This is a genomic window from Microbacterium murale (assembly GCF_030815955.1).
Classification (GTDB): Bacteria; Actinomycetota; Actinomycetes; order Actinomycetales; family Microbacteriaceae; genus Microbacterium; species Microbacterium murale_A.
In genome coordinates, this window is sequence record NZ_JAUSXK010000001.1 from 3,078,566 (window position 1) to 3,098,273 (window position 19,708).

Consider the following 19,708-nt stretch of genomic DNA (forward strand, 5'->3'; position numbering starts at 1 on the left):
CCGTGAACGTGAATCGGCCGTTCTCATGGCGAGATCTGCTGCGTCTTCCGCAGGGGGCGGCGATCTCGATCGAGACGGTCGCCCTCCTCGTGGGCACGGCATTCTTCGTCGTCGGATTCCTCGTTTCGATCTTCGTGTTCTGGGGACGCCAGCTGGAGATCGTCGGGCCAGGTTCGATCGGGACCTACGCCTCGATCGGCGGGGCGATAGTCGCGGTGCTCTCGGCGCTGCTGGGGCGGCTCGGTGTGCGGCCGGGGCGGCGCGTCATCCACAGTGACGGATTGGCGCTGCGGGACGACCGGTTGCGCTGGTACGACGTGGCCGCGATCGCACTGGCCTACGCGGCCACGGCGCTGCTCGGCTGGGAGGGGATCGCGGCGCTCCTGGCTCGCAGTTTCACCGACGCTCCGGTCTTCGCCTTCCCCGGGGCGATACTCGTCGCCGTGGCCTTCGCATTGACGGCGTACATCTGCTTCCTCAGCGTGGTGTCGCTCACTCCGATGTCGCTGTCGCTGGTGCTCGCGGTCTTCCTCGTGGTCGGTGCGTTCGCAAGCATGCTCACGGCGACGGATGCTCACTGGTGGCAGGACAATCTCTCGGCCCTCGGGATGGCGAGCAATGACTCGTCATGGATCTTCAACGGCACCTTGATCGTCGCCGGCGTCATCGTCACGACGATCGCACGCTACGCGACAGCCGGACTGTCCATCGAAGCGCCGAAGGAGGCGCGTGGTCGACGCCTCGTGCGCATCGGGATGATCCTCATCGGCATCTTCCTCACCTGCGTGGGGATCTTCCCCGTCGATGCGTTCTTCATCGTGCACAACACCGTCGCGACAGGGATGACGGTCGCTTTCGCCGGCCTCGTGATCGCATTGCCCTGGATACTGCCGGCGATCTCGAAGGTGTTCGTCGCACTCGGATACGCCTACGTCGCCGTCATCGCGCTGCTGGCCGTCTTCTTCGCCACCGGCTACTACAACCTGACGGCGGTCGAGCTGATCGCCGCGGTTCTGATCTTCAGCTGGATCATCGTGTTCCTCCGAGCTGCCGAGGATGTGTCCTCGGTGCCCGCCGGCGCACAGATCACCCCTTGACTCCGCTTGCGGCGATGCCCGCGACGAATACGCGTTGCGTCACGAGGAACACCAGCAGCGTCGGCAATGAGGCGATGACGGCTCCGGCGAGAACGACGTTCTGGTACTCGAAGCTCATCGTGTAGGACATGAGCCGGTTGAGCGTCAGAACCACCGGATACAGCGCTTCGGACTTCAGGATCGACAGCGGCCAGAGGAAGTTGTTCCAGGCGTAGACGAACATGAACACGGCGAGGGTCACGATCGCCGGTTTCAGCAGCGGCACCACGAATTGCCAGACGATGCGGAATTCACCGGCGCCGTCCATACGTGCTGCTTCGATCAGTTCGTCCGGGATGTCCTGGATGAACTGGCGCATCAGGAAGATGCCGAAGGCGTTCGCGAGCCATGGCAGCAGGACGCCAAGATACGTGTCGGACAGGCCCATGCTGGAGACCAGGTAGTACAGCGGGACGATCGTCACGATCGGGGGCAGGAACATCGTCGCGATGATGCCCCAGAAAAGTGCGTCGCGCCCGCGGAACTGATGCTTCGCGAAGACATATCCGGCAAGGATGCTGGTCACCAGCACGGAGATCGTCGCCCCGCCCGCGATGATGATGCTGTTGAGCATCGACTGGACGAACGGTACCGCCGTCAACGCGGTGATGGTCGGCTCGAGCGCCGGCATCGAGGGGAACCAGGTCGGCGGGATCTGCGAGAACTCAGCGGGTGTCTTCATGGCCGAAATGAGAAGCCAGTAAAGCGGGAAGAGCGGGATCAGAGCGACGACCGCGAGAAGAACGTATTGGACGCTCCTCCCGAGTCGACGGCGGACTGCGGTGGAGGAAGCGGCGCTCATCGCTTGCGTCCCTTCATGATGATCCCGAGAACGCCGCCGATGGCGACGATCATCAGGAAGAGTGAGACGGCAAGGGCAGAGGACTCACCGGCCATGCCGTATTGGAAGGCCGAACGCTGGATCTCGAATCCCACGACGTTGGTCGAATTGGCAGGTCCGCCTTGCGTGAGCAGGTAGATCGGGTCGAACACCTGGATCGAATTGACGAAAGTCATCAGGATGACGAAGACGAGTGATGGACGCAACAGCGGGATCGTGATCGACCAGGTCTGTCTGACAAGGCCCGCACCGTCGATGCGGGCCGCCTCGTACAGCTCTTCGTTGATCTGCGTGAGACCGGCGATGAGAAGGATGACGTAATAGCCGAGCATCTGCCACACATTGAAGATCACCAGCGACAGGAGCGCCCACTGCGGATCGCTCAGCCAGCCGGGAGGCGTCAGGCCGATGGCGGAGACCATCGCGCTGAGAGGGCCGTAACCGGGGGAGTAGATGTTGCCCCAGATGATCACGATCGCGATGGTCGGGATGACGTAGGTCGCGAAGAGCAGCGTCCGCACGACGCCCTTCCCCTTCAACTTCGGGAAGTAGAGCAGCAGCGCGATCAGCAGCGCAAGCGGAATGGTGATCAGGACCGAGAGGCCCACATACACTCCGGTGTTCGCGATCGCCTGCATACGCGAGGCATCGCCGAGCAGCCGCGTGTAGTTGTCGAGGCCCACGAAAGTCATGTCGGTGATCGAGGTGAACATCGACCACTTGTTGAGGCTGATCCAGATCGTCATCAACATGGGGATGACGGTGAAGACGCCGATCACGATCATCGCAGGGCTGAGGAAGAGCGCCGACCATTTCGCGGTCTTGCTGCGTCGCCGACGCATCGGCGGGGAAACGGTGTTGCGGCGAGGGCTCGCGGTCGTGGCGGTCGTCACGGGGAGGATGCCTTTCGGACGGGATGTGGGGCTCCGCGACGGAGCCCCACATCGCTGTCAGGGGAGTTACTGCTGGGCGGCTGCGAGGGCGGCGTCGACGTCGCGCGCCGCGTTCTCCATCGCCGTCTTCGCGTCGACCTGGCCGTTCAGCAGGGCCTCGAGCTGAACCTGCAGGGCGTCGGTGGCCGCAGGGCCGCCGAGCACGGTCGGGAACGGTGTCGCGGCATCCAGTGCGTCGACGTACGTCGAGAGGAAAGGCGTCTCGAGCGTGTCGGCGTGCGCTTCGATGTCGGAGCTGCGCGTCGGCATGATGCCCATCGAGATGAGGATGTCGCCCATCGCTGAAGAGCCGTTCTCACCGGAGTCCGGCCCGTTCAGGTAGCTGAGGAACTGCCATGCGGCATCCTGCTTCGCATCGTCGGCCTTGCTGTTGACGATCGTCATCCACGAGTACGAGATCGAACTCGACTCTGTGCCGCTGGGACCGACCGGGATCGGTGCGGTCGCGATCTCGGAAAACCGATCGCTCATGGCGTCCTTGAGGGAGCTCTCCCACCAGTTCGCCATGATGAGCATGCCGGTCTTGTCGTTGACGAAGTTGTCGAGGTAAGGACCCGTCGTGTTCGCGTTCGCCGTCGACTTCGAAGTGTCGGTCGAGCCGGCCTTCACCAGCGTCTCGTACAGTTCGGCGGTTTCGATCGCCTCATCGCTGGTGAGATTCGAAGCGGTGCCCTCCTCATTGAGGAACGTGCCGCCGTTGGAGGCGAGCAGGGAGAGGAACGGATGCACCACGCCGCTGTTCCAGCCGGTGATGAAGCCGATTCCCTGCTGATCGCCGGTCGTGAGCTTCGCTGCATCGTCCACCAGCGCGTCCCAATCGGCTGGAGCCTCGCTGATGCCTGCGGCATCGAACAGCGCGGTGTTGTAGTTCAGTGCATACAGGTCGATCTCGTTGGGAACGCCGTACAGGTCGCCGCCGTTGCTGGCGGCTGTGACCACACCGCTGGGCCAGTTGGCGGTGACGTCGTCAGCGACGTCACCCGGTGCCCTGGCCGCGAGCCCGTCGCGGACGAGCTCGGGAAGCCAGGCGTCGTATGCGCCGACGATCGTCGGGCCGTTGGCGGAGGTGCCTTGGGTGCGCAGCGTCGAGAGCAGATTGCCGAACGGCACTGACTGCACGGTGAGCTTGATGTCGGGGTGCTCCGCGGTGAATGCGTCACCTGCGGCTTCGAGCATCGCGACCTGGTCAGGACCCCAGTGCGTGAGGAACGTGATCTCCTGGGCTCCGCTTCCGGACCCGGATTCTGCAGGGCCGGCGCAGCCGGACAGGGTCATGGCGGCGACGATGCCGAGGCCTGTCGCCGCGAGAACTGATTTCTTCATGGCTTTCCTTCGTTGTCGGATGGTGCGAATCGGGTATCGGGTCGATCTCATGGCCCTGCGAGGGCGAACTTCTCTGTGCCGGCGCTCTTGAATGCGGCGGCGCGTTGCGCGCCAACGAGGCATCCCTTCACCTGCATCAGCGCGGAGTAGTAGTCGATGAAGCGGAAGCCGTATGTCTCGCCGCGGGCGAAGGCGTGCTCCTGGATGCCGGTGCGCCACAGCTCGAACGCCTCATCGGGGATCTCGAAGAACGTGTCGGCCTCGAAGCCCTCCATGTCCTCCCAGTTCTCGGCGTGCAGGATTGTCGGGACCGAGTGCCGCTCCACGTCGATCTCCTCGATCGGGATGGAAGCCAGGAATGCGCCGCGCTCAGCGGCCAGCGCGGCGCGTTCATGGTCGCGGTGCATGGAACGCAGCCAGTGCGTGATGAGGATGTCAGGCTTCGCCTCGCGGATCACGGCTGCGATCTGCTCGGCCACAGCTTCGTCATCCGGGAGGAAGCCGTCGGAGTAGTCGAGCGTGATCAGCTCGGCGCCGATCGTGTCCGCGAAGAACTGCGCCTCGCGAACCTTCTGCTCGCGGTAGACACTCGGCGCGATCGTCGGGTGTCCTCGTTCTCCGTAGGTGCAGTCGATGATGATGGCGCGGCCACCTTCGAGCACGACCTTCGCGAGGGTGGGTCCGGCGGTCAGCTCCATGTCGCCGATGTGGCCGCCGACGGCGATGACTGTCTTGGTCATTCTGAGTCTCCGATCTCTGCGCGCAGGATGTCGAATGTACGGGTCGCTGCGAAGCCGGTCTTCGCATACAGTGCAGAGGCGGTGGAGCCTTCGTCGGCCCAGAGGAACCAGGCGCTGTGTGCGCCGAGCGCGGTCATGCGCTCGAGAGTGAGGTGCAGCAGCACTTTGCCGAGGCCGGTGCCACGGCTCTCCGGCAGCACGCCGAACGGGCCGAAGCGTTCGATCACTGATTCGTAGGTGCCGTGCATGGCCCAGCCGAGTACCGTGCCCTCCGGGTTCTTGGCGATGATGATGCGCTCGGTGGGCATGCCGCCGACAATTCCCTCGCGGATCGCCCTGGCCCAGTCGGAATTGAACGAGTCGCCTGCGATCTTGATCAACGGGACGAGGTCGTCGTCGTCCGGGGTGCCGAGATGCCAGCCCTCGTTGCGGAGCATATCGACGCGCTCGCGGATCTCTGCCGGCATCTCGTAGCCGATCAGTGATCGATCCATGGCGCTGGGGCGCTCGACGCGGCTGAAGCCCATTGATGCAAGCAGAGCGGATGCCTCGGGGTAGCGCTCGGCGTCCAGACCCGGAAGCACGTAGTTCGGCGTGTATGCCGAGAAGATGACCTCCCGGATTCCGTTGCCGCGCAACCAGTCGAATGCCTGCATGATGAGAGTGCGGCCCAGGCCGTGTCTGCGATGGTTCGGCACGACGAAGAAGAACGGGATCCAGCCGGTGGACGGCTCGAGGTCGTCGCCGTCGTGCGCGACGCGTCGGCGCACCGCATAGGCGGCACCCACGACTGCACCTTGATCTTCGGCGATGAACAGCCCGTCGGCGTCGAAGTTGCGATCCATCAGGATCAGGTCGCGCAGCCGTCGCGCCGTGATCCCGTCCTGGGGAGCCGACCTGGTCCATGCTTCGGCGATCGCGACGCCGTCGCCTGTCCGGAAGCTTCGCACCGTGATGGTGCCGGGGAACTGCATCAACGTCATCGTCCTCTCGCCGGGTGAGTGAACTCAGTATGGCAAGAATGTTCAGTGCTGTCGATACCGGTGGAGATGATTTACATCACAGAAACATGACGATCTGCGGACTCTCAGTCGGCGGGTTGCGGGGTGGTCAATCGCGCAGAGCGCGAGTCGCCTCGCGGGTGCGCTGCAGGGCATCCACGGTCTCGGCGAAGCGACGCTTCGCAACGCCGACGAACAAGCAGTCGACGAGGGTGAGCTGCGCTATGCGGCTGACCATGGCGCCGGCGCGGAACGTCGACTCCCGCACTTCCGTGAACAGGGCATGGTCGGCGGCGTGAGCGAGCGGTGAGCCCTTCGCCGATGTCACGGCGATCGTCGAGGCGCCATTGCCTCCAGCGGTGCGGAGGAAGCGCACCGTCTCGCTGGTGGTGCCGGAATGCGAGAAGCCGATCGCGACGGTCGGACCCGCGTTCAGCACAGTCGCGGCGATCGCCTCATGCGGATCGGTGAGCACGTGGGCGTTGCGGCCGACGCGCAGCAGTTTGTGGGCGAGGTCCTCGGCGACGAACTGGCTGGCACCGATGCCGTAGAGCAGGATTCGCTCGGCACCGTCGATGTCGGAGATCGCGGCGTCGAGCACCTCGAAGTCGAGCTGGGCGACGGTCTCCTCGATGGCGAGAAGCTCGAGGGCCGCCAGTTTTGACACTGCTTCGCGCAGAGAATCCTCGTCTGAGATCTCGGATCCGAACGCCCCTCTTGGCGAGAACTGCGCAGCCTCCTTGCCGAGTTCGGTCGCGAGTGCCATGCGCAACGGGGCGTAGCCGCTGAGGCCGATGGCGCGGCAGAATCGCACGACGGAAGCCACAGACGTGCTGCACTCCTGCGCGAGCTCATTGATCGTCATGTCGATGACGATCGATGGGTTCTCCCGGACGACCGCGGCGATGCGGGCAAGCGAGGGCGGAAGCGTCGAGGCAGCTGCTTCGATGGTCGATTGGATGCTCATCCGTGCTCCTCGGGGTAGGGGATTACAGTATGTCCTGGGAGCAGCTTCGCTCGCAGGTAAATTCTTTTCAACAAGTCTACGCTGGCTGTAGACTCTTTCCGTGATGTCACGCAGAGCCGTTGAGCCTTCACGCAGAGCAGCCGATGCGAGAGTTGAGAGATGCCGATCGAGCCCATGACAGCCGCTGTCGATCTCGGTAAGACCCGTTGCCGGGTTGCCATGATCAGCGCCGACGGACGTACGGTGCGCACGGATGCCGGTACACCCGGTCTCGTCGCCGCCGATGGCATCGCCGCTGCGGTCGCCGCGATCCTGCCCCTGCTCGAGAAGACGGAGCGCATCGACAGTATCGGCGTCGGCGCGGCAGGGGCCTGGACGGCGCCGGATGCCGCGGCTGCCCTCGCTCGCACCCTCGCCGACGCGATCGGCGCGCACGTCGCGGTCACCTCTGACGTCGTCAGCGCGCATGCCGGGGCGTTGCAGGGCGCGCCTGGCACGCTGCTGATCGCCGGCACAGGCGCCGCAGCTCTCGGAGTCGACGCTGACGGTGTACGGCTCGTCGACGGCTGGGGGCCCGACCTCGGCGACCTCGGCAGCGGCTCCTGGATCGGACGCGAAGGCGTCCGCGCGATGCTGCGTGCGCGCGATGGGCTCGGCCCCCCAACCGCACTCAGTGAAGCTCTCCGCGCTCACATCGCACCGGCCCTGGATCCCATCACCTGGCTCGTCGGCGACATCCCGACCGCTCGTCAATTGGCCACTGCCGCTCCACTCGTGCTCGATGCGGCCGCCGTTGGTGACGCAGTCGCCGCGAACGTCGTCGCCGAGGCGGTGCGGCTGCTCACAGCATCCGCCGTCGCGGCATCCGATCGCGCTCTCGAAGTCGCCGTCCATGGCGGTCTCACCGATCACTCCTGGTTCCGCGCCGAGCTCGAACGCGCACTCACGGCCGCCGGCCGCACGATCGTGCCCGCCGTCGGCGACGCCCTTGACGGCGCTGCGCTCCTTGCGCGCCGTACCGACATGCCCCATGAAAGGTTCGTACACCGTGCCGAATGACACTCCGCCGAATGACACCACCCGCCTCAACGAGCTCCTCGAAGCGCTGTCCGCGCTCTCCACCGAGGCATCGACGACCGAACGCGGCGATCTCGACCTGCTCGAGACGGCAGAGCTGGTGCGCCGGATGAATGCCGAGGATCAGCGCGTGCCGCTCGCTGTCGCCGAGCGTGCGGACGAGATCGCGCGCGCGATCGACGGCATCACCGCGCGCTTCCGCCGTGGCGGACGACTCATCTACATCGGCGCCGGTACGGCAGGACGCATCGGCGTGCTCGATGCCAGCGAGTGCCCGCCCACGTTCGGTACAGATCCCTCCATGGTCGTCGGCCTCATCGCAGGAGGCGAGACCGCGATCCGCTCGGCCGTCGAGAACGCCGAGGACGACGCCGATGCCGCCGAGGCATCACTGCGTGAACTGGAACTGACCGAGCTCGACACAGTAGTCGGCATCTCGGCATCCGGACGCACGCCGTACGTCATCGGCGGCCTCGAATACGCTCGTGGCATCGGCGCGCTGACGGCGGCGATCGCGTCGAATCCGAACTCCGGCATCGGCGCCGCCGCTGAGATCGCGATCGAGGTCGCGACCGGGCCGGAATTCATCTCCGGCTCCACTCGACTCAAGGCGGGGACCGCGCAGAAGCTCGTCGTGAACATGCTCACGACGCTGTCGATGATCAAGCTCGGCAAGACCTACCGAGGCGTCATGGTCGACCTGCTCGCCACGAACGAGAAGCTGCACGCACGGTCGGTGCGCACGGTCTCGCAGCTTGCCGGAGTCGGTGTCGACGAGGCTGCGACGGCGCTGCGCACCGCGGACGGCTCAGTGAAACTCGCGCTGCTGATCCTCGCAACCGGTGCGAATGCGGAACGCGCGACAGTCGCGCTGGCGGAGGCGGACGGCATCCTGCGCGAGGCGATCTCCGCGCTCAGCTGATCCGGATCTCGAATCCGTCGCCTGCGGGCACGATAGAGATCCGGGTGAGGTCGTCGACGTGATGCGCCGGTGAGAACGACGGCGCGTGCGGACCGACGCCGATCACCGTCATCCCGGCGTCGATTCCGGCCTTGATTCCGGCACCGGAGTCCTCGAAGACGACGCAGTCGGCGGGATCGATGCCCAGGGCGGATGCTGCGAGCAGGAAGCCCTCCGGATCGGGCTTGCTGCGTGAGACCCGCTCGGCGGTGATCGCGAGTTCGGTGATCGGCAGCTGCGCCGCGCCCATCCGTGCCGTCATCAGTGCGACGTCCGCCGAGGTGACGATCGCGTGCGGCATGCCCTGCAACGCCGTGAGCAGCTCGGCGGCACCTGGGATGGCGACGACTCCAGCTGTCTCGGCGCTCTCGCGTGCCAGCATCCGCTGATTCTCTTCACGGTTGATCTCATGGTCGCGCTCGGGGAGAAGGATGGCCATGCTCTGCCAGCCCTGGCGTCCGTGAACGGTCGTGAGCACCGTATCGCGTTCCAGTCCGTGTAGTGCCGCCCACTCCAGCCAGAGCCGTTCGACCACCGCGGTGGAGTCGACGAGCGTGCCGTCCATGTCGAGGAGAACGGCGCGTGCGGAGAGGGTCGTCGTCATGCACTCAGGCTATCCCGGCGCCGAGTCCCGTTCGTCCGTGGCTGCGCACGAGCTCCTCACCGAGCCTGACCAGTTCCGATCGGACGGCGTCACCTTCCACGACGTCCGCCTGTGAGCCCCAGCCGGCCAACCATCGAGCGATGTCGAGGGGAGTCGACGCCGCGACGTCGACCAATGCGTGCCCGTCCTCCTCGCTGACGAGATGACAATGCCGACCGAACTGAGCGCGCAGGACGTCGACATGCTCGGCGGCGACCCGCACTATCGCGTGCTCGCCGCTGCGGTGGTCCTCGACCTCGTCGGAGATGCTGCGCCATATCTCGTCGAGGTTCAGATCCGATGGACGTTCGAAGTGCTCGTCGATGGATTCGAGCGACATGATGCGGTCGACGCGAAATGTCCGCCGGCCACGCGGAGTATCGGCGACGAGGTACCAGTTCTCGCCCTTCTCCACCACACCACACGGCTCGACCACACGATCGGACTGACCGTTCCTCCCGCTGTAGGCGAGGCGGATGCGACGGCGCGCGACGATCGCCTCACGGAGCAGCGTCAAGTGCGCGACAGATGCTGGGCTGTCAGCGCCCCATCGGCCACGATCGTTCACGGTCGCCGCTGCAGCGGCTTCGGCATCGGCTCGAAAAGTGGAAGGCAGCGCAGCTGTGAGCTTGCGCAGCGCTGAAGTCGCCTCAGGGTCCGCGGCGACGACCGGTCCGAGCAGCAGGAAGAGGGCCTGGACTTCTCCGGACTTCAGACCGGTCAGATCGGTGCGCGCGCCACCCAGCAACGCCCAACCTCCGTGGCGTCCGGGCTGGGGATAGACCGGGATGCCGGCTGTCGACAGCGCCTCGAGGTCACGACGAGCCGTGGCCACTGACACTTCCAGTTCTTCGGCAAGTTCGCGCGCGGTCACTCGCGGCTGTCCCTGCAGGTAGAGAAGGGCTGAGATCAAGCGGTCTGCACGCATATCTCGATACTCGCAAACAAAGTAGTCAAAAGGTGAGCACTTTGAAGAGAAGAGTGGTCTCAACAACACGAAAGGACGCAACATGTTCCGAGGAATCGCAACTCTCAACTTCTACGCCGTCGACATGGTCGCCGCCGAGAATTGGTACAGCGAACTGTTTCAGACCGCGCCGTACTTCCGCAGAGACCTGGAAGGATCTCCCGCCTACCTCGAATGGCGACTCGGCGACAAGGAGACCGAGTTCGGGCTGATCGACGCTCGGTTCGCACCATCAACGCCCGATGCGGCCGGCGGAGCGATTGCTCACTGGGCGGTTGACGATGTCGAGGCCGCATATGCCGAGTTGCTCGGCCGTGGCGCGACGTCGTACCAGTCGCCCATCGAACGTGGACCGGGGTTCATCACCGCCTCCGTCGTTGATCCGTTCGGCAACGTTCTCGGCGTCATGAAAAACGAGCACTACGAGGAGATGTTCGACGTCGCGGATTGATGCCGAACGTCTGCGGCACGCGGCAGTATGGGGTCATGGATCCGGATACGCTCCGCACCGCACGCCTGCGCTCCCACCGGCTCACGGCTCCGGCACGTTCGGTGGCGGATGCTGCGCGCCACATGCTCGCGGTTCAGGCGCAGGATTTCGGGGCGGGGCGTTGGGCGCTCGCCGCTCGGGCGGCGGGCGCGCCCGAGCTGAGCGCTGTCGACCGGCTCTTCAATCGCGGAACGCTCGTGCGCGCGTGGACGCAGCGCGGCACGCTGCACATCATCGCGGCCGAAGATCTCGCCTGGATGTTGAGCGTCACCGGGGAGCGACAGTTGCAGAAGGCGGCGCCGCGCTACCGGGAGCTCGGCCTCGGCCACGACCAACTCGCGACCGCCGAGCGCGTCATCAGGCGTGCACTGAGCGGCGGCAACGGACTCACCCGTCTCGAACTATTCGATGTGCTGGAAAAGGCCGGCATCGAGCCGAGCGGACAGCGAGGCCTGTTCGCCGTGCAGAACCTCGCTCTGCGCGGCCTCATCTGTCAGGGACCGGTCGTTCCGAGACCGGGCGGCGTCTCGCGCGATCAGCAGTTCGTGCTCACCGAGGAGCACATCGCCGAATCAGCCGCGCCGAGCGACCCGGCTTCGGAGTTCTTCGTACGCTACATCGTCGGACATGGCCCGGCCACTGCCGAAGACTTCGCGTGGTGGGCGGGCGTGACTCTCGGTGCTGCACGGGCCGCGGCCGCGGCATCCGTCGACGACGAGCGCATCCGGCAGATCGACGACGGGATGTTCGTCGCGAGTTCGATGCCCCGACGAAATGCGTCTGCGGCATCCGTCGTCGCCCTCGGATCATTCGAGGAGTACTACATCTCGTACTCCGACCGCACGATCGCCTGTCCGCCAGAGCTCCTGGCCGCGATCGGGCCCGGCAAGAACGGGATGGTGCGGCCGATCATCATCGCCGATGGCGTCGTGGTCGGAACGTGGCGGCACTCCACAGCAGTGGGACGGCACACCGACGGCCCTGTGCCGGAGATGCTCGCCGACGGTGCGGCCCGTGGGATCGACGTCTACGCGGCACTTCACCGCTACGCCGCATTCATCGCAGGCTGATCCCGCCCGGCGTCTGTCGCCTCACCCGGCAGGTCACCTATCGCGAGCTCTGTGAGTGTCGCTCCGGCGCGCCGTTGCGTCGTGAATCATGTCGGCGGGGGTTGCATCGTGCTGCGCCTCTTGATAACTTCTCACTACATTATGCAATCTAGTTCTACATTCTCGAACAAAGGCGTGAGGAACAAATGATGGATGCCATGCGCGACGAGTCCGCAGACACAAGCGTCGCGAAGAGTCCGATCCAGTCCATCGACCGGACGGTGGCGCTGCTCGAGGCGATCGCGGCCGCCGGTCCCGCCGGCGCGCCGCTCTCCAGCGTGACGGCGACTGCCGGGCTGCACGCCTCGACCGGGCGCACCCTGCTGACCGCGCTCATGGTGCACGGTCTTGTGGCGCAGATCGACTCCACCCGGCGTTATGTCCTCGGCCCCCGGTTCTTCGAGCTGAATCGCACGTACACCCTGCAGCACGACCTCGGAGCCGTCGCCGCTCCGATTCTTCGAGGACTGTGGGAGCACAGCAACGAGACGGTGCATCTGGCGACCCTCCAGCACGGGCGACGCGTCGACATCGCGGTGCTGGTCAGCCCCCAACTGCTGAACATCAATCCGAGCGCCATGCCTGCGTCCGCGTCTCCCATCCATCCGCTGCTGCACACTGCGGCAGGCAAGGTGCTTCTGGCCGGGATGGCAGAGGATGAGCGCGACCGCGTACTCGACAGCGCATCAGCAGATGCCGATCGCACCGTGATCGATCGGGAGCTCGCCACGGTGCTCGGTGCCGGCTTCGCCACCAACCACGAGGAAGAGGTCGCCGGCGTGTGCGGCATCGCCGCGCCCGTACTCGATCACAGCGGCCGGACCGTCGCGGCGATGTGCGTCGGCTACCCGACAGCACGTCAGAGCGATGACTACGAGGAGCGCCTGCGTGAGGCCACGGTCGCGGCCGCGGCGGAGCTGTCGCGCATGCTCGGTGCTCCGGCCGATTCGGAGACGGGCGAGAGTGCAGATGCGTGACACCCTCGACGTCCTCGTCGTCGGCGGCGGACCGGCGGGAATCTCGGCCTCGATCCAGGCCGCGCGACTCGGTCTGCGTACGGGCCTCGTGGAGAAGAACGGCGCGCTCGGAGGAACCACGACGGTGGCCGGAGTCTCGCTGCCCGGTCTGTTCCACGCATGGGGGCATCAGATCATCAGCGGTTTCGGCTGGGAACTCGTCCGGCAGGCCGTGGAGGTCGGCGGGGGAGACCTGCCCGACTTCACCAGATGGGATCTGCCGCACTACCGGCTCCAGGTCCGCGTGAACGCCGCGATATACGCCGCGCTCGCGGATCAGGCGGTCATCGACGCCGGTGTCGATCTGCTGCTGCACACGATGATCGCGGCCGTCGAGTGGACAGGGTCGGATTGGCGGGTCGTCCTGTGCAGCAAAGAGGGCCTGCACGAGGTGCGCGCTCTGCGCCTCGTAGACAGCACCGGCGACGCCGATGTCGTCGCGCATGCCGGCCTGAAGCGCCTCAGCACGGCGGAGAAGCAGCCGGGAACGATCATGGTGCGTCTTGGTGGGTACGACCCTTCGACGCTGCACGGGATCGACCTCGATGCACTCGATGGTGCGTACCAACGCGCGATCGAGACGGGCGAACTGCATGCGGCCGACTTCCAGTCCGCAGAGCGTCCGCTGCGCAAGTTCCTCGGTCATCGGGGGGAGAACGCGATCCACGTGACCGGAATCCACGGCGGAACGAGCGTGGACCGGACCGAGGCGGAGTTGGCCGGTCGCAAGGCGCTGCTGCGCATCTACCGCTTCCTCAAGCGTCAGCCGGGTCTCGAAGACCTCTTCGTGGAGTCCTGGGCGACGGAGACGGGAGTGCGGGAGACCTTCACCATCGAGGGCGTCCGGACCATCACCGTCGATGACTACCGGTCAGGACGGGAATGGAGCGACGCGGTGTCGTACAGCTTCTACCCGATCGACGTCCACCGCTCGGACGGAGACGGGATCGACATCCGGCGCCTCGATTACGGAGTCATCCCCTCCATCCCGCGGTCGGCCATGCTTCCCCAGGGTGCGCCCGGTTCGCTCATCGTCGCCGGACGGTCGGTCGCAGGAGACCAGGAAGCGAACTCGGCGTACCGCGTACAGGCGTCCTGCATGGCGATGGGGCAGGCCGCCGGTGCCCTCGCCGCGCTCTCCGTGCAGCAGGACACCCCGATCGAAGACGTGCCCATCACCTCGCTGCACACCCAGCTGCGGCGCTTCGGGGCGATCATCCCCGGTGACGTCGACGTCGAGCCGCTCTCCGCCGCGCAGGCGAACGCGGTCCCTCTGCCCCGATAAGCACTACGCAGTGCGTGTACCCAACGAAGGAGACACCATGAACACAAGGATCATCCGCCGATTGCGTGGCCGCCGTGTTCGTCCGCTCGCCGCCGGAGCCCTCGCGCTCGCGACCGTCGTCGTGCTCAGCGGCTGCGGTTTCGTCAACACCGGCGAGGGCGATGGTGGTGAGGGAGGCGCCATCACGACGTACACCAGCCCGGAGCAGAACACCGGGCTGGAGGCGCTCTACGAGGCGTTCGAAGAGGAGAGCGGGACCGCCGTCGACCCGTCGTTCGCCGCGGCCGAAGAGCTTAACCAGCAGCTTCGAGTGCAGCTGACCTCGGGAACGGCAGCGGATCTGATCCGCGTCTCGCCGGGGTTCTCGAGCCCGGTATCCGCCGGCGTGCTCGGCACGGAGGGCGAGCTCGCCGATCTCAGCGACACCGAGTGGGCCGAGCGCATCGACGACGGGACGCGCGTGCTCGCCGAGGCCGACGGAACACTCGTCGCCTATCCGGTGGGCCGCAACTCGATCGTGATGGCGTACAACATCGAGGTGTTCGAAGAGCTCGGGCTCGAGCCTCCCACGACCTGGACAGAACTCATCGCCGCTTGCGATGCGCTTCAGGCGGCGGGGAAGACCCCGATAGCGGCCGGTCTGACGGGCGGCGTCTACCTCCAGTTCTTCGTCTATGCGCTCGCCGGGACGCTGGTCTACGGGCCGGAGTCCGATATCGACGCCCAGATGCGGGCGGGGGAGACCGGCTTTGCCGACGAGCCGGCGTGGCAGGAGGTGTTCGACAAACTGCTGGCGCTATCGGGGTACTTCACACCCGACTCACTCGGCGTGCCCGCCGACCAGGCGCAGCAGGCGCTCGCTCGAGGTGACGCCGGGATGACGATGCTGGTCTCCGCCGGGCTTCCGCAGCTCTACGACTACGCCGGTGAGGGTCAGGACGCGTTCGGGGTCTTCGCGATGCCCGCGAATGACGATGCGTCGTCCACTCTGCTCCCGACAGCGCCGGACTTCGTGGCCGTGAACGCGTCATCCCCTCGGATCGACAAGGCGAAGGAACTGCTCGAGTTCCTGGCGCAGCCGGAGAACGTCGAAGCGTACGCGTCCGCACTCGGCGTGCTGCCGGGGATCAGCGAGGGTGCAGAGGTCGAATCCTCCCCACTGGATCCGGTGCTCCCGCTCGTGGATGAAGGCCGGACGGCTCCCTATGCGAACTATCTCTGGCCCAACGGCGACACCCAGCAGACCCTGCTCCAGTCCGGGCAGCAGCTCCTCTCGGGCGAGATCGACGTACCCACCCTGCTCGGTCTGCTCGACGACCAGTATCAGAAGGGGGAGGGATGACGACCGCACCCGTGCGTGAGGCGGGCGCAGGCGATACGGAGTCGCCGCCTGCTCCCGGCAGGATCGTGCGGCCGCATGGACGCCGCCGCGGGAAGGTGCCCTATCTCTTCATCGTGCCCGCGCTCCTGGTCTATGGGCTCGTGGTGCTGTACCCGACCGTGGCCGGAGGCGTCTTCGCGTTCACGGACTGGAGCGGACAGCGGGCGGCACCCACCTTCGTGGGATTCGAGAACTTCGTCACGCTCTTCACGACAGCGTCTTCTCGGGCGGCTCTATTCAATACGCTGACTATCGCCGCCGCATGCACACTCGTGCAGACCGTCGTCGGGCTGGCGCTCGCGGCGGCGTTGAATACACGGCTGCGCAGCAGGAATGCGCTCCGCACCCTCTTCTTCGCGCCGGCCCTGCTGCCCCCGGTGATCATCGGATTCCTCTGGCAGTACATCCTCACCCCCACGGGGCCGCTCAACTCGGCGCTGGAGTCGATCGGTCTTGGCTTCTTGACCCGGAATTGGCTCGGTGACTCCTCGATCGCGCTCGGATCCGTCATCGCCGTCATCATCTGGCAGAACGCGGGGCTCACGATGGTGATCTATCTCGCCGGGCTTCAGGGTATCCCTCCCGAACTGTACGAGGCGGCCTCGATCGACGGCGCCGGTGCATGGCAGCGATTCCGCTCGGTGACCCTGCCGCTTCTCATGCCGGCCACGACGATCGCCCTCTCGCTCACGCTCATCGGCAGTCTCAAGCTCTTCGATCAGGTGTTCGCGATGACGGGCGGCGGCCCTGGCTACGCAACGGAGACCCTCTCGGTGATCATGTACAAGGAGGCGTTCGTCTCGGGTCGATTCGGCTACAGCGCCGCGATCGCCCTCGTGCTGACGATGATCGTGTTCGCCTTCGCCATGATCCAGTTGAAAGCCCTGCGCCGTTTCGAGGTGGACTCATGAGCCCGACGGTCACCGCATCGCCCGCGACGAGCCGCCGCTCCTCCCATCGGTACCGCCCCGGTCGCTGGCCCCGCCTCCTCGGGGAGATGGGCATGATCCTGATCGGTCTCGCCTTCGCGTTCCCGTTCTACGTCTTCCTGAGCATCTCGCTGAAGCAGCCCGCCGAGGTCGCGGACGATCCGCTGGGTCTTCCTCGCGGGCTGTACTTCGACAACTACGCCACCGCGTGGGAATCGGCGTCGCTGGACCAGGCGCTCCTGAACTCCACGGTCATCGCCGTCATCAGCGTCGCCGCTCTGATCGTGCTCGGATCCTTCGCGGCTTACACGATCGCGCGGCGAGGCACGAGGCTCAGCTACGCCGCATACGTCCTGTTCCTGCTCGGTCTGATGATCCCTATGCAACTGGGCATGGTGCCGCTGTATCAGTTCATGCGCGACGCGAACCTGCTGCAGACGTACACCTCGGTGATCATCTTCAGCATCGGAAGCCAGTTGCCGCTTACCGTCTTCCTCTACGCCGGATTCCTCCGGGCGATGCCGAAGGAGTACGAGGAAGCCGCCTACGTCGACGGAGCCGGAGTGGTGCGGACGTTCCTCGCCATCGTGTTCCCGATGCTCCGGCCGATCACGGGAACCGTGGTGATCCTCTCGGCGATCAACGTCTGGAACGAATTCCTCACTCCGCTCCTCTACGTGGGAGGGAGTTCGCAGCAGACGCTCCCCGTCGCGATCTTCGCCTTCCGAGGCGAGTTCGCCACCCAGTGGGGCGTGATCTTCGCAGGGATGGCCATGGCGATCGTTCCGATCCTCATCGTCTACTTCCTGCTCCAGAAGTCGATCATCAAGGGGTTCGCGAGCGGGCTGAAGGGTTGATCGAACCGGTGCGACCGGCAGTCGGCGCACCCATACGAAAGGGAGGTCGAAGATGACCGGGAACGTGACGCGCTGGCGCGATGCGCAGGTGTCGAGGCGAGCACTTCTGGCTGGTGCAGGGGCGGGCGTGCTGCTGGCGGCCGTCGTGCCGGACTGGCGCACCGGAAGCGCGTTCGCCGCGCAGTCGAGCGTCGGATCGAGTGGCCTGCCGCCGATCGCACCGCTGCCGGCCGGTGCGCCCGATCGGCGGGCATTCACCCTCGAAGAGCAAAGACTCGCTCCGTACCTGGCGACGCTCGCACCCATGGTGAACGAGATCGTCGACGATGACGGGGCGGCTCTCGGATGGATGAGCGGCGGCTGGTGGCGCACGCCTGCCGAACCCTTCAACGCGCGCATCCAGGAGCATGTGCGCACGCTGGCGTGGTTCTACGCGCACGAGCGGCCGTGGAATCCCTACTCGGGTGACGCTGCGCTTCTCGCGCGTCTGGATGCCGCGATCCATCACTATCTGCGGCTTCAGCACGCTGACGGCTCCTGGCCCGAGTACGAGCCGGACGAACACTCCCGCGCGGCCACGGCTTTCGCTCTCGGCTACCTGTCCAAGACGCTGGAGGATCTGCGTGACGTCGACGCGCTGCCGCAGACTCGCACCGAGATCTCGGGAGCGCTGCACCGCGCGATGTCATGGTTCCTCGATCCGGGTAACACCGGTGTCTGGCAGACCGAGCGCATCGAGTTCGTGAACCAGCCGATGGCGGGCCTGGCCGGTTCAGCGCTCGCTCTGCGATTGGACCCCGATCCGGGGTTGCAGGTCCTGCTGCTGGACCGGATCGACGTGATCGTCGCCAACGGGCAGAGCCCTGCGGGGTACTTCTACGAGCCTCTCGGAATGGACATCGCCTACAACCTGAATGTGACACTGTCGGAGATGATCGAGATACTCGAGCAGGTGGACGCGCCGGGGCTCGTCGGAATGGTCGAGCGTCTGGCCGATTGGTTGGGCTACAACCTCGTCTGGGAACCGGACGGAGCGGGCTTCATCGCGAACACCGCCGGCTCCGCCCGCACGCCGATGTGGTTCCTCGACGCGACCACGACCGAGCCGCAGCAGCGCGATCTCGGATCACGATTCGCGCCGGATGTCGCGGCGATGAGGGCGTTCTACACGACGATCGAAGACCGCACCGTGCAGCGGGAGGCGTGGGCAGAGTCCGCGGAACCCGTCCTTCCTCAGGCGCGCGGGCAGACGAATCCTCGAATAGTGGTGAACATCCCGTACGGCGAGGCGTATCCGAGCCGCGCGGACAAAGATGCGGCGATCGCCGCGATGCCGGTGCTCGCGCAGAACCGGTTCACCGAGCTCCGGCGCGATCCGCAAGGTCAGCATTTCCTCTTCGCACGTCGGCCCGGCATCTACACGATGGCGCACTTCGGGCCACCCTCCACGAGCCTCGTGCGTTCCGGACTGTCCCTGATCTGGCATCCGGAGTCCGGGACGTTCGTGCACGGCTCTCACAACAGCAACACCGAATGCTGGGGTACCGTGCTTCCGAACGGAGGTACCGACGCGGGTGCCAGCCTTGCGGTGGCGTACTTCGAAGGCGATCCGGCCGATGGGCACGCTGTCGAGCCGGAGCAGGTCGCAGGCGTGCACGACCTCGGCCTCACGTGGCGCACCACGCTCGGCAATGTGACCGGTGCTGCCGTGCTCGAGGACGATGCGATCACGAAGCGTCTGGTCGTGACAAGCGATGCGAGCGAACAGGTTCCACTGCTGCTGCGCACGACCGACCGGCTCACCTGGATAGGCGGGAACTTGGAATCTGCGGAGGCCGGCGTGACGACGCAGGCGAAGGGGCTGAAGGTGCGCAGGGGGCGGATCTCGCTCGAGATCAATTGGAGCGAAAGGCTCTCCGCAGCGATCGCGCCGGTCGATCGTCACTACTTCGCGGATCGGAGCAGACAGGTGCACATGCTGCGCATCGCACACCCGCCCCAGGCGACAATCCGGTACTCGATCGGGTGAACC

The 19,708-nt window shown here is 65.8% G+C and carries 19 protein-coding genes; 11 read left to right on the top strand and 8 right to left on the bottom strand.

The genetic code is table 11. The features are described from left to right. The first annotated feature begins 2 nt into the window (after positions 1–2). Positions 3–1,097 (top strand): DUF998 domain-containing protein, encoded by a 1,095-nt coding sequence (locus QFZ46_RS14845; RefSeq protein WP_307362939.1) that lies wholly within the window; start codon positions 3–5, stop codon positions 1,095–1,097. On the opposite strand, the gene QFZ46_RS14850 is transcribed toward QFZ46_RS14845, so the two are convergent. From QFZ46_RS14850 to QFZ46_RS14875, 6 genes are all read right to left on the bottom strand, one after another. Next, the gene (locus QFZ46_RS14850; RefSeq protein WP_307362941.1) at positions 1,087–1,938 is read right to left on the bottom strand and encodes a carbohydrate ABC transporter permease; all 852 of its coding nucleotides are present in this window, start codon (positions 1,936–1,938) and stop codon (positions 1,087–1,089) included. The genes QFZ46_RS14845 and QFZ46_RS14850 overlap by 11 nt on opposite strands. Next, entirely contained in the window at positions 1,935–2,870 is a 936-nt protein-coding gene (locus QFZ46_RS14855; protein WP_307362944.1) for a carbohydrate ABC transporter permease, read from the bottom strand. Before QFZ46_RS14855 ends, QFZ46_RS14850 begins: the two co-directional genes overlap by 4 nt. 66 nt (positions 2,871–2,936) lie before the next feature. Beyond that, positions 2,937–4,253, bottom strand: a complete 1,317-nt coding sequence (locus QFZ46_RS14860) for an extracellular solute-binding protein (protein WP_307362948.1) — start codon at positions 4,251–4,253, stop codon at positions 2,937–2,939. A gap of 47 nt (positions 4,254–4,300) precedes the next feature. After that, the gene (locus QFZ46_RS14865; RefSeq protein WP_307362950.1) at positions 4,301–4,993 is read right to left on the bottom strand and encodes a PIG-L deacetylase family protein; all 693 of its coding nucleotides are present in this window, start codon (positions 4,991–4,993) and stop codon (positions 4,301–4,303) included. Continuing rightward, entirely contained in the window at positions 4,990–5,976 is a 987-nt protein-coding gene (locus QFZ46_RS14870) for a GNAT family N-acetyltransferase (RefSeq protein ID WP_307362952.1), read from the bottom strand. The genes QFZ46_RS14865 and QFZ46_RS14870 overlap by 4 nt, the downstream gene beginning before the upstream one ends. 127 nt (positions 5,977–6,103) lie before the next feature. Further along, on the bottom strand, positions 6,104–6,961 hold the full coding sequence (locus QFZ46_RS14875) for a MurR/RpiR family transcriptional regulator (protein ID WP_307362954.1): 858 nt from the start codon (positions 6,959–6,961) through the stop codon (positions 6,104–6,106). Positions 6,962–7,120: 159 nt separating this feature from the next. Between QFZ46_RS14875 and QFZ46_RS14880 the strand changes: the two genes are divergently transcribed. Together QFZ46_RS14880 and murQ are read left to right on the top strand one after the other, a co-directional pair. After that, positions 7,121–8,020 (top strand): N-acetylglucosamine kinase, encoded by a 900-nt coding sequence (locus QFZ46_RS14880; protein WP_307362955.1) that lies wholly within the window; start codon positions 7,121–7,123, stop codon positions 8,018–8,020. Beyond that, a complete protein-coding gene (gene murQ, locus QFZ46_RS14885) occupies positions 8,010–8,960 on the top strand; it encodes an N-acetylmuramic acid 6-phosphate etherase (RefSeq protein ID WP_307362956.1) in 951 nt (316 codons plus the stop codon). The genes QFZ46_RS14880 and murQ overlap by 11 nt, the downstream gene beginning before the upstream one ends. Here murQ and QFZ46_RS14890 read toward each other — a convergent pair. Both QFZ46_RS14890 and QFZ46_RS14895 read right to left on the bottom strand, forming a co-directional pair. Next, complete coding sequence (locus tag QFZ46_RS14890) at positions 8,953–9,603, bottom strand: HAD-IA family hydrolase (protein WP_307362958.1); 651 nt, start codon at positions 9,601–9,603, stop codon at positions 8,953–8,955. The genes murQ and QFZ46_RS14890 overlap by 8 nt on opposite strands. A gap of 4 nt (positions 9,604–9,607) precedes the next feature. After that, a complete protein-coding gene (locus QFZ46_RS14895) occupies positions 9,608–10,570 on the bottom strand; it encodes a helix-turn-helix transcriptional regulator (protein ID WP_307362959.1) in 963 nt (320 codons plus the stop codon). 82 nt (positions 10,571–10,652) lie between these two features. Between QFZ46_RS14895 and QFZ46_RS14900 the strand changes: the two genes are divergently transcribed. The 8 genes from QFZ46_RS14900 to QFZ46_RS14935 all read left to right on the top strand — a co-directional run bounded on the left by QFZ46_RS14900 (position 10,653) and on the right by QFZ46_RS14935 (position 19,705). Further along, on the top strand, positions 10,653–11,060 hold the full coding sequence (locus tag QFZ46_RS14900; RefSeq protein WP_307362961.1) for a VOC family protein: 408 nt from the start codon (positions 10,653–10,655) through the stop codon (positions 11,058–11,060). 35 nt (positions 11,061–11,095) lie between these two features. Continuing rightward, on the top strand, positions 11,096–12,169 hold the full coding sequence (locus QFZ46_RS14905; protein WP_307362963.1) for a winged helix DNA-binding domain-containing protein: 1,074 nt from the start codon (positions 11,096–11,098) through the stop codon (positions 12,167–12,169). A gap of 197 nt (positions 12,170–12,366) precedes the next feature. Next, the gene (locus QFZ46_RS14910) at positions 12,367–13,185 is read left to right on the top strand and encodes an IclR family transcriptional regulator (RefSeq protein WP_307362966.1); all 819 of its coding nucleotides are present in this window, start codon (positions 12,367–12,369) and stop codon (positions 13,183–13,185) included. Further along, entirely contained in the window at positions 13,178–14,509 is a 1,332-nt protein-coding gene (locus QFZ46_RS14915; RefSeq protein ID WP_307362968.1) for an FAD-dependent oxidoreductase, read from the top strand. The genes QFZ46_RS14910 and QFZ46_RS14915 overlap by 8 nt, the downstream gene beginning before the upstream one ends. A 37-nt stretch (positions 14,510–14,546) precedes the next feature. Continuing rightward, complete coding sequence (locus tag QFZ46_RS14920; protein ID WP_307362969.1) at positions 14,547–15,851, top strand: ABC transporter substrate-binding protein; 1,305 nt, start codon at positions 14,547–14,549, stop codon at positions 15,849–15,851. Then, positions 15,848–16,801: a carbohydrate ABC transporter permease gene (locus tag QFZ46_RS14925; RefSeq protein WP_307362971.1), complete on the top strand. Its 954-nt coding sequence runs from the start codon at positions 15,848–15,850 to the stop codon at positions 16,799–16,801. Before QFZ46_RS14920 ends, QFZ46_RS14925 begins: the two co-directional genes overlap by 4 nt. Beyond that, positions 16,798–17,676: a carbohydrate ABC transporter permease gene (locus QFZ46_RS14930; RefSeq protein ID WP_307362972.1), complete on the top strand. Its 879-nt coding sequence runs from the start codon at positions 16,798–16,800 to the stop codon at positions 17,674–17,676. The genes QFZ46_RS14925 and QFZ46_RS14930 overlap by 4 nt, the downstream gene beginning before the upstream one ends. 52 nt (positions 17,677–17,728) lie before the next feature. Next, positions 17,729–19,705 (top strand): hypothetical protein, encoded by a 1,977-nt coding sequence (locus tag QFZ46_RS14935; protein ID WP_307362974.1) that lies wholly within the window; start codon positions 17,729–17,731, stop codon positions 19,703–19,705. Positions 19,706–19,708: the final 3 nt, after the last annotated feature.